The organism is Halorubrum sp. Atlit-8R (assembly GCF_003666025.1).
Taxonomy (GTDB): domain Archaea; phylum Halobacteriota; class Halobacteria; order Halobacteriales; family Haloferacaceae; genus Halorubrum; species Halorubrum salinarum.
Genome location: NZ_QPLV01000005.1, coordinates 218,670 through 231,257, shown reverse-complemented (window position 1 = coordinate 231,257; position 12,588 = coordinate 218,670). Strand labels below are relative to the sequence as shown.

Sequence of the window (12,588 nt, the reverse complement as noted above, 5' to 3'; positions counted from 1 at the left end):
CGTCGAACGCTCAGACCGACGCGCGGCCGGGACCCCGCTCGACCGGAGGGGAACGCACAAGCCGTCCGCCGCCCTCCGGAGCGGTATGAACGTCGACGTGCTGTTATACGACGGGTTCGACGAACTCGACGGCATCGGGCCGTACGAGGTGTTCGACTACGCGCTCGGCTACGCCGCCGCGAACGGCGAGCGCGCCGGCCGCGTCAGGTACGTCACGCTCGACGAGCGCGAGACGGTGACCGCGAGCCACGGGACCCGCGTGGGCGTGGACGGAGCCCTCCCCGACCCCGAGTCGGCCGACGCGCCGGACCTGCTCGTCGTCCCCGGGGGCGGCTGGAGCGCGCGCGACGAGGACGCGAGCGCCTGGGCGGAGGCGCAGAAGGGCGACGTGCCGCGCGCGCTCGCCGGCCACCACGAGGCCGGCACCCGGATCGCCTCGGTGTGTACGGGCTCGATGCTGCTCGCGGAGGCGGGCGTCACCGACGGCCGCCGGGCCGTGACGCACGCGTCGGCGGTCGAGGAGCTTCGCGAGTCGGGCGCCGAGGTCGTCGACGCCCGCGTCGTCGACGACGGCGACCTGCTCTCCGCGGGCGGCGTCACCTCCGGTATCGACCTGGCGCTGTACGTCGTCGAGCACGAGTTCGGCGAGGAGGTCGCCGACAGGGTAGCGACCGTCATCGAGTACGAGCGACAGTACGAGGTGGCCGAGTAGGTCGGACCGCGCGAGGGCTCAGTCGTCGTCCTCCGGCAGGGGCGGGCCCTCGTCGTCGACCTCGTTGGTCGTGATCCCGCCGTCGGCGTCGACGGTGATCACGGTGCAGTCGAGCTCGCCGCGGAGGAAGGAGTCGATGTCGGGGTCGGAGAGCAGCTTCTGGACCATCCGCCGCCACCGGCCGGCCTGCTTCGACCCGATGACGACCACGTCGGCGCCCTCGGCCACGACCTCTTCGAGGATCGTCTCCTCGACGAGGAAGCCGCGGCGGACGACGTAGCGCGCGCGGTCGACCCGACCGATTCGCTCCTCGACGGCGCGCTTGAGGTCGCTGCGCGAGACGCCGCCGGAGCGCTGGTAGAGGTCGACGTGGAGGATCGTGAGGTCGGCGTCGCGCTCCTCGGCGACGCGGGTCGCCTCTCGCAGCGTCGCCGCCGAGTGCGACGAGGGAGGGAACCGGACGGGGACCACGACGAGCGTCATGTCGGATCCCTCGCACTCCGAAGATAAATACGCTGTCGATGTGGCGGCCGCGCGGGCGCCTCAGCTGTGGCCGTCGACGGGCACCGGCTCGTACGGCTCGGCCAGCCAGTCGAGGTCCGAGTCGGAGAGGTCGACGTCGAGCGACTCGACGGCGTCGACGACGTACTCCGGCTTCCGCGCGCCGACGATGGGGGCGTCGACCGCGTCCTGATGGAGGAGCCACGCCAGCGCGATCTGCGCCATCTTGACCCCCTTCTCGGCGGCGAGCTCCGCGACGCGCTCGTTTATTTCCCGGCCGCCGTTCGCCGCGTAGGTCGTCAGCCGCTCGTGGAGGTACTGGTCGGTCTCGCCCCGGATCGTCGCCTCCAGTTCGTCGTGCGGCCGCGTGAGGTACCCGCGTGCGAGCGGGCTCCACGGGATCAGCCCCACGTCCCGCTTCTCGCAGAGGGGGACCATCTCGCGCTCCTCCTCGCGGTACGCGAGGTTGTAGTGGTTCTGCATGGTGACGAACGGCTCGCGGCCGCCCCGCTCGGCCGCGTGGCACGCCTCGGCGAACTGGTGGGCCCACATCGACGAGGCGCCGACGTGGCGCACGTCCCCGCGGCGGACGGCGTCGTCGAGCGTCCGCAGCGTCTCCTCGATGGGCGTCTCGTCGTCCCAGCGGTGGATCTGGTAGAGGTCGATCGCGTCGGTCCCGAGCCGGTCGAGGCTGTTCGCCAGTTCCTGTTCGATCGCCTTCCGAGAGAGCCCGCCGGAGTTCGGGTCCCCGTCGTACATCCGGAAGTACACCTTCGTCGCGATCACCTGTCGGTCGCGGTCGTACCCGTCGAGCGCCTCGCCGAGCACGCGCTCGCTCTCGCCTCCGTTGTAGGCGTTCGCGGTGTCGAAGAAGTTGATCCCGTGGTCGATCGCGGTGTCGACGACCTCCTGTGCCTCCTCGGCCGAGAGGTGCCAGTCCGCGTCGCCGCCGAAGGTGTTCGTCCCGATGCCGATCCGGCTCACCTTCGTCCCGGACCCGCCGAGCGTCGTGTACTCCATACGGCGGCCACGCGCGGCGGGGACGAAGGCGTTCCGCTCGCGGCCGCGCCGCCGGGGCGCCCGCGCCTTTTTGTCTCGGCGGTCGAATCCGTTGGTGATGGACCGACAGGGAGCGCGCCGGACGACGGAGGACTGATGGACCGACTCCCCACGGAGGGGCTCTCGCCGCTCGCGAGTCGCGTCGACGAGGTCCTGGCGCGGTACGGGTACGAGATCGGCCCCGCCATCGACGCGATCGACGCGGCCGTGTCCGGCTACGGCGGCCTGTTCGACCCGGGGACCGGCGACGGCGAGATCCGGACCGCCGTCGAGGCGGTCCTCGCCGCCGACCCGCCGGTCGACGAGCGCGGCTCGTGGGGCTCCGACGACGGCGCCGTCGTCCTCTACGTCGACGGGAGCGCCCGCGGGAACCGGGGACCCGCGGGGGCTGGCGCCGTGCTGCGGACCGACGGCGAGCCGGCGGTCCGGCTGGGGCGACCGGTCGGCATGGCGGGGAACAACGTCGCGGAGTACGCCGCGCTCCACATGGGGCTGGAGGCGCTGGCCGCGCACTGCGACCCGGCCGCCGTCGAGGTCCGCATCGACTCGCGGACCGTCATCGACGACGTCTGGGGCGCGGGCGACGGCGTCGCGTCGGCCGCGCCGTACAGGCCGGCGATCCGGGAGCGGATCGCGGCGCTGTCCGCCTGCGAGTGGACGCACCTGGCCGACAGCGACCCCAACCCGGCGGACGCGCGGGCCGCGGTCGGCGCCGACATCGCGGCGCTCGGCCCGTGACACGAGCCGGCGGTCGGCCCCTCACGACCCGTCTCGGTCGCCGTCGGGGGCGACGAGGTCGTCCTCGCCCCTCGGCGCTTCGAGCCGGACCGGGTGGTTCGCGTGTCGCGCGTGGGTCCGCGCCCAGCGCCGGGCGGGCCGCTCCGCCAGGAAGCGCTCGCCGTCCGGGCAGCGCTCGCACCGAGCGATCCACGGCGTCACGTCGTCCGGGTAGTGACCGGTGTGACGCTCGTGGTCGATCGCGAACTGCTCGACCGCGTGGCCGCCGGGGTCGAGGCCGTCGATCTCGCGGTCGAGGTCCCACTCGCGGCCGCACCGCTCGCAGGAGACGGTCGGTACCGCCCGGTCGTCGTCGGCGGACGCGTCGTCGGTCACGGGGGCGCTTCGGACCGCACGCACTTGAACGGCGACCGCGCGGCGCCCGGGGCCCGCCTCACAGCGCCGGCGGCTCGCCGCGGCCGATCACGATCTCCTGGCCCTCGACGTCCTCCAAGGCGGCGACGCGGCCGCCGATCTCGACGCGCCCCTCGTCGGTCTCGACGACGAGCGAGGCGACCTCCTCGGTGTCGACGAACGCGACGTCGACCACCTTCCCGCGGACCGTCACCTCCTCGCCGGTCTCGATGTCGCGCCCCTCGACGGTGGCGTAGAACTCCTCGCCGTCGAACTCCCGTACGTCCTTCACGGCGCGGCGGATCGAGGCGTAGCGGCGCGGGAAGGGCCGCTCCGCGCCGTCGGTGGCCAGCGTCTCGGCGGTCGTCCACAGGACGGTACCGAAGAAGCCCGAGACGAGGAAGCCGAGCGCGGAGCGGTTGAAGATGACGCCGTAGCGCTCGCGGTCGTCGCGTAGCGCGTCCTGCGTGGCGTACACGGAGTACTCCCCGTCGCCGACCGCCAGGACCGGCGTGGTGATTCCCCGGCGGGCGCGCGCGATGGTCGCGACCTCGAGGTAGTCGAACTCCGCCGGGTCGGGCGCGTTCGACGCGGGCGTGACGAGCAGTTCGACGCTGACGCCAGCCGCGACCTTCGCGGCGAGCTGGTCCCGGAACCGCCGGAGGAGGCCGGGCGTGAGCGACACCGCGAGCTCGTACTCCGCGTTCTCGATCACCTCCTCGATGTACCGGAGGATCGTCGAGCGCGACTTCACGAGCGACACCGCCTCGGTCTCCCTGGTCGGCGCGGTGTAGCGGGCCTCGAGCTCGTCGACCATCTCCGTGAACGACGAGCGGAGCTCGCCGAACGCGTCGTCGGGGTCGACGGCCACGATCTTCATCGGTCGGGACTCGCGGAGCTCGACGAGCCCGCGGTCCGAGAGGCTCCGGACCGTGTCGTACACCCGCGGCTGCGGGATGTCGGTCCGGTCGGCGATGTCGCTCGCCGTCAGCTCCCCGTGTTCCAACACCGCGAGGTACGCGTCGATCTCGTATTCGCCGAGGTTGAACCGGTCCCCGACGCGGTCGAGGGTGTCCCGGAGGTCGTCCGTCATGGGCAGACGATCGGGGGCGGGGATTATAGCTTTTTACTATGAGCCGAGTTGTACGCGTTTTCAGAGTTCGCTCCCTCACTCCTTCGCCCGACCCCTCACATGTACATCCGGTCGTAGCTCCCCTCCGGCTCGCGCTCTTCGATCCGCTCGGCGAGGTCCTCGTACCGCCGTTGAATCTCCTGCGCGAACGCCTCCAGCGGGCCCGCGTCGACCCCGAGGTCGTACACTGCGTTCGCCGTGTCGACGAGCCGCACCGCGGCCTCCGCGTCGGGGGCCTGCGCGTGGACCGGCGTGACGAACACCCCGACGCCGAGCGGCGAGTCGAGGCCGCGTTCCAGCAGCCCCGCGTTCGCGCCGTCGAGGAAGCCGGACTCCATCGCGGGGACGTCCGGCCCGCCCTCCAAGCGGGCGGCGCGGTAGTCCTCGGTGGCGACGTGGAACGTGCGGTGCGCGTCGGGGCCGTGCGCCACCGGGACGCCCGCCAGCACCGCAATCTCTTCGACGCCGTTCGCCTCCGTCCAGTCGAGGAGGGCGTCGGCGAGGAGTTCGCCGAGGAACGGCGGTACGAACTGCTCGGCGACCAGCACGGTGATGTCGAGGTCGGGGGCGGCGTAGAGCCGGATCGGGTGTCGCGGCGTCCCCTTCGTGAACGGCGTGATCGACGGGACGCCGTCGATGCGGACGTGACCGGTCGCCGTCAGTCCGAGGTCGTCGACCAGGTAGTCGACGGCGGTCAGCCCGGCGAGGCCGAACGAGGAGAACCCGGCTATCAGCGCGCCCCCCGGTTCGGCGTCGTGCTCGACGCTGAAACTCGGGTTCGTCGGGTCCGCGGACGGTCGAGGCATACGCTCCGTTCGCACAGCCGCGACATAGTGGTTGTCCCCGGCGCGGGTGCGTCCGAGCCGCCGCGCCCGCCGCCGCCGTCCGCGGGGAGAAACGCTTTTTCCGATGGCCGTCCGCGGGTCTCCATGGTCTTCCCGGAGGCGACGGCGATCCCCGGCGTCGCGTCGCGGCTCGCCGGCCTCGGGTCTCGGCTCGCCGACCTGCCGGGAGCGGGGCTCCTCACCGTGGTCGCCTCCGTCGCGGTGGGCGTCGTCCTCGCCAACTTCCTCGTCCGGCTGATCGGTCGCCCCGTGGCCCAACGGGTGTCGCGGCAGAGCGTCGCGCAGACGATCGTCCGCGGGGTCCGGGCGGGGACGATCGCGGCCGCCCTGCTCGTCGGCCTCAGCGCGGCCGGCTTCCAGTTCGAGGAGCTGCTCCTCGGGACGGCGGTGTTCTCGGCCGTCATCGGTATCGTCCTCGCGCCGCTGGTGGGGAACTTCATCAACGGCGTGTTCGTCCTCGCGGACCAGCCGTTCGAGATCGGCGACATGATCGAGTTGGAGGACGGGACCGCGGGGTTCGTCGAGGACATCACGATCCGCTACACGAAGATCTTCACCGTCGACAACACCTTTCTCGTCGTGCCGAACGGCACGATGCGCGAGCGCGACGTGACGAACCTCTCGGCCGAAGACGAGCGGACCCGCCGCTCTATCGACGTGCTCGTCACCTACGAGAGCGACATCCCGGAGGCCCGCCGCCGGATCGAGCGCGCGGCGCGCGACTGCGACGCCGTCATCGACGGCGGGCCAGACATCCGCATCGGCGTGGCGCGGTACATGGCCGGCCCCGACTGTCGCCTCCACGAGTTCGGCGACAACGGGATCCTGCTCCGGCTGCGGTACTGGGTGAAGAAGCCGTACAAGCTCGCGAAGGTCCAGTCGGACGTGAACACCGAGATCCGCGAGCGGCTGGCCGACGCCGACGTGGAGATGGCGTACCCGCACCGGCACCTCGTCTTCGACGACACGTCGGGCGTCGCCCGCGTCGACGCCGGGAGCGAGGCGCCGCGGGCCGCCGACCCCGACGCGCCGGCGGCAGACGCGTCGGAGATCGGCGACGGCGCGGGCTCGGACGCCGCCGGCGACGGCGCCGCCCGAGGCGGCGTCGACTCCGAACCCGACCGCGGCGACGTGAGCGGCGGCGGGGCCGGGTAACCGAATCGGAAGCCTGATAGAGCGCCCCCGGCGTGTTACGGCAGTGAGCGACGAGCCCGCTGCCGACCCCGACGGCTCCTCCGCCGACGGTTCCCCCGACGACCCCTCCGGCGACCGGCCGGACGACGGCGTCGCAGAGCCGTCGGGCGGTCCCGACGACGACGGCCCCCTCGACGACGAATCGATCACCGAGGGGAGCCTCCTCCGGCCGCTGTTCCGGCTGGCGTGGCCGATCGTCGTCATCCAGCTGCTACAGGTCACGTACAACATCGTCGACACCCTCTACCTCGGTCGGCTCTCCGCGGAGGCCGTCGGCGCGATCAGCCTCGCGTTCCCGCTCATCTTCCTGCTGATCGCGGTCGCCGGCGGCTTCACGACCGCGGGCGCGATCCTCGTCGCGCAGTACACGGGCGCCGACGGCGACGGGTCCGCCGGCCTCGTGGCCGGACAGACCATCTTCACCGTCTCGGTGCTGTCCGTGCTCATCGGCATCGGCGGGTACTTCTACACCCGACCGGCCCTGGAGATCCTCCCGAGCGACGCCGACACCGCGGCGACGGTGATCCCGCTCGCGGCCGACTACATGGAGGTGATCTTCGCCGGGATCCCCCTGATGTTCGGCTTCTTCGTCTTCTCGGCGCTGATGCGCGGCTACGGCGACACGCGGACGCCGATGGCGGTCATGTTCATTTCCGTCCTCCTGAACGTCCTGCTCGACCCGTTCTTCATCTTCGGGTTCGACGGGAACCCGCTGTTCCAGTGGCTGGCCGCGGTGCCCGGCGTCGCCGCGCTCGATCCGGTCGCGCTGGAGGCCACCCTGCTCTCGGCGACCGGGATAACCGGGTTCGGGATCCAGGGCGCCGCGCTCGCGACGATCCTCTCGCGGGGCGTCGCGACCGCCATCGGGCTCTGGATCCTGTTCGGCACCGGCTACGGCCCGAACGTGACCGTCGGCCACCTCGCGCCCGACCTCGACTTCATCCGCGACATCTTCCGGCTCGGTCTCCCGTCCAGCGTCGAGCAGACGACGAGCGCGCTCGCGATGATCACGCTCACCGCGATGATCGTCACGTTCTCGCCGCCGGTGGTCGCCGCCTACGGCCTCGGCAACCGCCTCATCTCGCTCGTCTTCCTGCCCGCGATGGGGCTCGGGCGCGCCATCGACACGATGGTCGGGCAGAACCTCGGGGCGAACCGCGCCGACCGCGCCGGCAAGGCGGTGAAGTTCGCCGCCACGACGGGCGCGGGCGTGATGTTCCTCGTCGCGGTCGTCGCCGTGGCGTTCACCGAGCCGATCGTCGGGGCGTTCCTCGGCGACGTGCCGGACGCGCCGGCCACCATCGGCTACGCGGTCGACTACGTCCGGATCCGGTCGGTCGAGTTCGCCTTCATCGGCGTCTCGCAGGTAATCCTCGGCGCGTTCCGCGGCGCGGGCAACACGAAGACCGCGATGGTCATCTCCATCGTCACCCTCTGGGTCGGCCGGGTCGCGAGCGTGGCGTACCTCGTGTTCGTGGCCGACTGGGGCGAGACCGGCGTGTGGGTCGGGATGGCGCTCGGGAACGTCCTCGGCGCGGCGGTCGGCGTCGCGTGGTTCTCGCGGGGGACGTGGACCGAACGCTACATCGACGACCCGGACCCCGGCGTCGACCCCGTCGGCGACGACTGACCGCGCCGGATCCGTTGTTTGAAGATCGGTAACTAATGGACAAGGAACATCCGAGGATATCGCTGACGAGCGACGTTCCCGTTCGGTGTTGGACTTCTGCCCAACGCTTATGCCGTTGGGTGGTGTCCCAACACGTACGGGATGCCCTCAGAGGCGTTCTTCCAGTACACACACGTCGAAGCCGGCCTCGTCGAGAACGTCGTCCTTCGACCGACCGACGACACCGAGACGTACCCCTCGGGCTGGAAGTACACCCTCCATCTGGGCACCCTCGACGATCTCACGCTCGTCCGGTACGACAACTCCCACGAGGATACGAAGGGACACGAGCATCACACCGCAGCGGGCGATATGGACGGCGTCGGGTTCCCAGGGATGGAGGAGCTGCTCGTCGAGTTCTGGGCGAGTGCGGACGAGTACTGGGACGTTGTCGGCGGCGACCCACCCCGACCGCACTGATCGAACACCCTCCGACCCACACCCCAACCATGACCACACTCCACATCACCGTCGGCGACCGAGAACAGCTCCGTGAGGACGCACTCCAGTTCGTCCAAGACGTCGAGGACGACGACCAAGACGGAAAAGCGACGCTCCAGTTCGGAACCTACGACGACTTCGTCGACAGTCTCACCCCGCTCCGCCTGAATCTCATCCGAGCGATCGCCGAGGAAGCTCCCGAAAGCATGCGCGAAGCGGCGCGGCTCGTCGAGAGGGACGTGTCTGACGTCCACTCTGACCTGAAGCAGCTGGAAGTACTGGGTATCCTTACGCTCGAAGAGGGCGGGCACGGCGGCGCGATACAGCCGGTCGTCCCGTTCGACCGCATCGAAGTCCACATCGACTACCCGCTCATCGATGACGGCGATGCCGACAGCGCCCCCGCGAGCGCGTAGTCGGTTCTCTCAAGCCGGGAGGGTTCTCAGCGATCAGTTCGCACACTTCAGCGACCAGCCTTCTCAGGCGAGTAAGCGTCTGCGGAAGGGATTTCAACGCGGTTGACGCTCCGCAGAACTGATCCCCTGTGCGCTCAGTGCCTGAACAGGTAGACGGCGTCGTCGTCGCGGAGCAGACAGAACCGCGCGCCGTCGTTCTCGGGGAACGTCGTTCCCGCCTGCCGCGTGACGAAGAGCCGCGAGAAGACGTCGTCGCACACGGGACACGCCATCGCTTCCCTGTTCTCCCAGAGGCTCGTCCGACCGGAGTCGCGGAGCTGTTTCAGTTCGTGGCGGTGGTCGTGGACGTCGAAGCCGGTCATGGAGGGAGGTTCGGCGGGCGGGTGTTGAACGTGTCCTCGCGAGTCTCAGTTCGGAGAACGCGCGCTTGGCTGCGGTCGTCGAGGGGCGCGGCGCCGGTCAGCCTTTGAGGCGCATCGGCTGCGCCTCCCCGTAGGTGAGCGTCCGCCACACCCACTCGACCGGGCCGAACCGGAAGTACCGCAGCCAGAGCACCGAGAGCGGTACCTGAACCGCCCAGATGGCGACGACGATCCCCATCGCCTCGACGCGGCTGACGGAGCCGAAGAGTCCGAGGCCGTGGCCGTAGAATATCGTCGTCGCGATCACCGTCTGGAGCAGGTAGTTCGTGAACGCGGTCCGGCCGACCGCGGCGAGCGCGCGGGTCACGAGCCCCTCGCCGCGCCGCCGGACGAACAGCGTGACGAGGCCGACGTAGCCGCCGGCGACGAGGAGGCTCCCGACGTAGTTGAACTGCCGCCAGTACAGCGCGGCGCCCGCGCTCCAGTCGTTCGCCTCGATGTAGGCGACGCCCGCGACGACGATCGCGACGCCGACGACGCCGCCCGCGACGAGCCGCCGGTAGAACGCGGTCGAGCGCTCGCCGGTCAGCACGCCCCGCTTGTACAGCGCCATCCCGAGCAGCATGACGCCGCCGACCCGCCAGAAGCTTGACCCGATGAACCCGCTCGTCTGTCGCTGGAGCGAGGAGTCGACGCGGTGGCTCATCTGGTCGAGCCAGCCGCCGCGGTAGGCGGCCACCTGCTGCCGTATCGCGGCCTCCGAGGGCATCCACTGGCCGGCGATCGCCTCCCCGCCGATCGACACGGCCGCGAACAGCTCGATCGCGGGGACGAAGAGGAGGAAGATCCCCGCGAGCCCGGCGAGTTGGCGCGCGTCGAGGTCGCGGACGAACAGCAGGAAGATCCCGGTCAGCCCGTACGTGACGAGGATGTCGCCGTACCACAACAGGTACGCGTGGAGGAGTCCGATCGCGATCAGCACCGCGGTCCGGCGGAGGTGGAGGCGGACGGGGTCTTGCCCCTTCTCCTCTTTGCTCTCGATGAACAGGAGGACGCCGGCGCCGAACAGCGCCGAGAAGACCGTGATGAACTTCGACTGCGCGAACACGTGGCCGACGAACCACGTCCAGTAGTCGATCCCGGTGAAGTCGCCGTACACGTTGGGGTTGAGCAGGGTCTGCTCCGGCATCGAGAACACGCGAATGTTGATGACGAGGATGCCGAGCAGCGCGAACCCCCGGAGGGCGTCGAGGCTGGTGATGCGTTCGGAGGGCGGCGTCGGGCCGGGATCGCTGGTCACGAGTTGTCACCGGGAACGACCCCCAGCACCGAATAGGTTCCCATCGCGGAGGCCGTCGCCCGCCGGCCGACCGGTTCGGGCGGGGCGCGGTCAGTCCAGTCGGACCGCCGCGCCGGTCTCGGAGGACCGGTAGATGGCGTCGATAACGCGCTGGACGCGGAGCCCCTCCTCGACGGTGTTGATCGCGGGCGCCTCGCCCGCCGCGACGGCTTCGAGGAACGTCGCCTGCTCCGCGGCGTGTGCGTCCCCCTCGCGCGTCTCCACGCTCGCGTCCGTGAGGTGATGGCCGCCGCCCACGCCCGCCTCGTGGACGGTGAGGTCGTCGCTGCCGCGGTCGAACGTCGCGCCCGCCTCGGTGCCCCGGACGACGAACTCGTCGGTCGGCGGGCGGTTCGTCGCCCACGCGACCTCCAGCGACACCGTGGAGCCGTCGGCAGCGCGGATGAACGCCGACGCCGAGTCGTCGACGTCGAACCCCTCCGGTCCGGCGTCGTCGCCCCACATGTGGACGTACGCGTAGTCGTCGCGGCCGCCGAACTCCGAGCGCGTCTCGCCCGACACCTCGACGACCTCGGGGTGATCGAGGAAGTAGAGCGCGAGGTCGACCGCGTGGACGCCGATGTCGATGAGCGCGCCGCCCCCGGCCACGTCGGAGGAGGTGAACCACGACCCGCGCCCGGGGACGCCGCGCCGCCGCACGTAGTTCGCCTCGACGTGCGTGGTCTCCCCGAACCGCCCCTCGTCCTGGTAGTGTTTGATCACCCGGACCGGCTCCGCGAACCGGTTGTTGAACCCGATCATACAGAACCCCTCGGCGTCGCGGGCGGCGTCGGCGATGCGCTCGGCGCTCGCTACCGTGTGCGCCAGCGGCTTCTCCAAGAGCACGTCGAGGCCGGCCGAGAGCGCCGAGGTCGCGTACTCCTCGTGGAAGCGGTTCGGCGTGGTGACCAGCACGGCGTCGCACTCGTCGTAGAGGGTCGCCTCGTCCTCGTACGCAGGGAGGCCGAACTCCTCGTGGAACCGCGCGCGGGCGTCGGCGTCGATATCCATGCCGCCGACCAGGTTCGCGCCGCGCTCGACCAGCTTCGTCGCGTGGTGGGACCCGATGCCGCCGAGGCCGACGATGCCGACGGCGACGTCGTTCGGATGCGTCATGGGCGGGATTCACAACGAGTGTTGTTAAGGCTCACGTCCGGGCGAACGCGGGAAAATCAGCGGCGCGACCGAGCACGCCTCGGTCACAAGGGGACCGCGGGAGCCGCGGTCACGCCGCCGGGACCGCGGCGAGAGCGGTCACCGCGGCGTCAACCACGGCCGTCCCGGCGTCGACCGCCGCGGGCGACATCGAGTCGACGACGTCGAAGAGGCCGCCGATCGAGTCGGCGTTCTCGGCGAGGGCGTCGCGCGCGTCGAGCAGGGCCCGGAACTGCTCCGGTTCGCGGGCGATCACGAACCGGCCGACGGTCGCGCCGGTCCCGAGGAAGGCGAGGAGCGCGAGCGCCCGCGAGATCGCGAGCAGCTTCAACAGGACCGGGAGCGCCAGCGCGAGCGCGAGCGCGGCGACGACCCCCGTGACGACCGCCCCCAGCGAGCCGCCGTCTGCGAGGTCAACGACGCCCGCACTGGAGAGGAGGACGAACCCACCGACGAGGAGGGCCAGCGACCCCCACACGAGCAGCGCCAGCAGGCGGACGGGGCCGTCGTATCCGCCGCCGGCGTCGTCGGGCACGTCGTCGTGGACCCACGGGTTGCGCATACGCGCAGTCGGGAGCAGACCCTGATATAGTTCGCTTCAGATCTCGGAAACACCGGGCGTGAAACGGAGC

15 protein-coding genes are annotated in these 12,588 nt (G+C 70.9%); 6 read left to right on the top strand and 9 right to left on the bottom strand.

Going from position 1 to position 12,588, the window contains the following annotated elements:
- Positions 1-85 precede the first annotated feature (85 nt).
- On the top strand, positions 86-712 hold the full coding sequence (locus tag DVK05_RS13840; RefSeq protein WP_121564226.1) for a DJ-1/PfpI family protein: 627 nt from the start codon (positions 86-88) through the stop codon (positions 710-712).
- An 18-nt stretch (positions 713-730) separates the two neighbouring features.
- Here the strand turns inward: DVK05_RS13840 and DVK05_RS13835 are convergent, their stop codons facing one another.
- On the bottom strand, positions 731-1,195 hold the full coding sequence (locus DVK05_RS13835; protein ID WP_121564224.1) for a universal stress protein: 465 nt from the start codon (positions 1,193-1,195) through the stop codon (positions 731-733).
- A gap of 60 nt (positions 1,196-1,255) precedes the next feature.
- Positions 1,256-2,233 (bottom strand): aldo/keto reductase, encoded by a 978-nt coding sequence (locus tag DVK05_RS13830; RefSeq protein WP_121564222.1) that lies wholly within the window; start codon positions 2,231-2,233, stop codon positions 1,256-1,258.
- Between the two features lie 135 nt (positions 2,234-2,368).
- On the opposite strand from DVK05_RS13830, the gene DVK05_RS13825 reads away from it, so the two are divergent.
- The gene (locus DVK05_RS13825) at positions 2,369-3,010 is read left to right on the top strand and encodes a ribonuclease HI family protein (RefSeq protein ID WP_121564221.1); all 642 of its coding nucleotides are present in this window, start codon (positions 2,369-2,371) and stop codon (positions 3,008-3,010) included.
- Positions 3,011-3,031: 21 nt separating this feature from the next.
- Here DVK05_RS13825 and DVK05_RS13820 read toward each other — a convergent pair whose 3' ends face one another.
- From DVK05_RS13820 to DVK05_RS13810, 3 genes are all read right to left on the bottom strand, one after another.
- Positions 3,032-3,385 (bottom strand): hypothetical protein, encoded by a 354-nt coding sequence (locus DVK05_RS13820; RefSeq protein WP_121564219.1) that lies wholly within the window; start codon positions 3,383-3,385, stop codon positions 3,032-3,034.
- Between the two features lie 58 nt (positions 3,386-3,443).
- Positions 3,444-4,496 (bottom strand): HTH-type sugar sensing transcriptional regulator TrmB, encoded by a 1,053-nt coding sequence (gene trmB / locus DVK05_RS13815; RefSeq protein ID WP_121564217.1) that lies wholly within the window; start codon positions 4,494-4,496, stop codon positions 3,444-3,446.
- Positions 4,497-4,591: 95 nt separating this feature from the next.
- Entirely contained in the window at positions 4,592-5,341 is a 750-nt protein-coding gene (locus tag DVK05_RS13810) for a proteasome assembly chaperone family protein (protein WP_121564215.1), read from the bottom strand.
- 123 nt (positions 5,342-5,464) lie between these two features.
- On the opposite strand from DVK05_RS13810, the gene DVK05_RS13805 reads away from it, so the two are divergent.
- The 4 genes from DVK05_RS13805 (at position 5,465) to DVK05_RS13790 (ending at position 9,100) form a co-directional block, all read left to right on the top strand.
- Positions 5,465-6,535 carry a mechanosensitive ion channel family protein gene (locus DVK05_RS13805; RefSeq protein WP_121564213.1) on the top strand — a complete coding sequence of 357 codons (1,071 nt, stop codon included), beginning with the start codon at positions 5,465-5,467 and terminating at the stop codon, positions 6,533-6,535.
- A gap of 43 nt (positions 6,536-6,578) precedes the next feature.
- Positions 6,579-8,204 carry an MATE family efflux transporter gene (locus tag DVK05_RS13800; RefSeq protein ID WP_121564211.1) on the top strand — a complete coding sequence of 542 codons (1,626 nt, stop codon included), beginning with the start codon at positions 6,579-6,581 and terminating at the stop codon, positions 8,202-8,204.
- A 141-nt stretch (positions 8,205-8,345) separates the two neighbouring features.
- On the top strand, positions 8,346-8,663 hold the full coding sequence (locus DVK05_RS13795) for a DUF6516 family protein (RefSeq protein ID WP_121564209.1): 318 nt from the start codon (positions 8,346-8,348) through the stop codon (positions 8,661-8,663).
- 29 nt (positions 8,664-8,692) lie between these two features.
- Positions 8,693-9,100 carry a transcriptional regulator gene (locus DVK05_RS13790; RefSeq protein ID WP_121564207.1) on the top strand — a complete coding sequence of 136 codons (408 nt, stop codon included), beginning with the start codon at positions 8,693-8,695 and terminating at the stop codon, positions 9,098-9,100.
- A 134-nt stretch (positions 9,101-9,234) separates the two neighbouring features.
- Here the strand turns inward: DVK05_RS13790 and DVK05_RS13785 are convergent, their stop codons facing one another.
- The 4 genes from DVK05_RS13785 to DVK05_RS13770 all read right to left on the bottom strand — a co-directional run bounded on the left by DVK05_RS13785 (position 9,235) and on the right by DVK05_RS13770 (position 12,518).
- Positions 9,235-9,462, bottom strand: coding sequence for a hypothetical protein (locus DVK05_RS13785; protein WP_053772616.1), 228 nt, complete (start codon positions 9,460-9,462; stop codon positions 9,235-9,237).
- 97 nt (positions 9,463-9,559) lie between these two features.
- Complete coding sequence (locus DVK05_RS13780; RefSeq protein ID WP_121564205.1) at positions 9,560-10,762, bottom strand: DUF418 domain-containing protein; 1,203 nt, start codon at positions 10,760-10,762, stop codon at positions 9,560-9,562.
- A 90-nt stretch (positions 10,763-10,852) separates the two neighbouring features.
- Complete coding sequence (locus tag DVK05_RS13775; RefSeq protein WP_121564203.1) at positions 10,853-11,917, bottom strand: Gfo/Idh/MocA family protein; 1,065 nt, start codon at positions 11,915-11,917, stop codon at positions 10,853-10,855.
- A gap of 109 nt (positions 11,918-12,026) precedes the next feature.
- Positions 12,027-12,518, bottom strand: coding sequence for a hypothetical protein (locus DVK05_RS13770; RefSeq protein WP_121564201.1), 492 nt, complete (start codon positions 12,516-12,518; stop codon positions 12,027-12,029).
- Positions 12,519-12,588 lie beyond the last annotated feature (70 nt).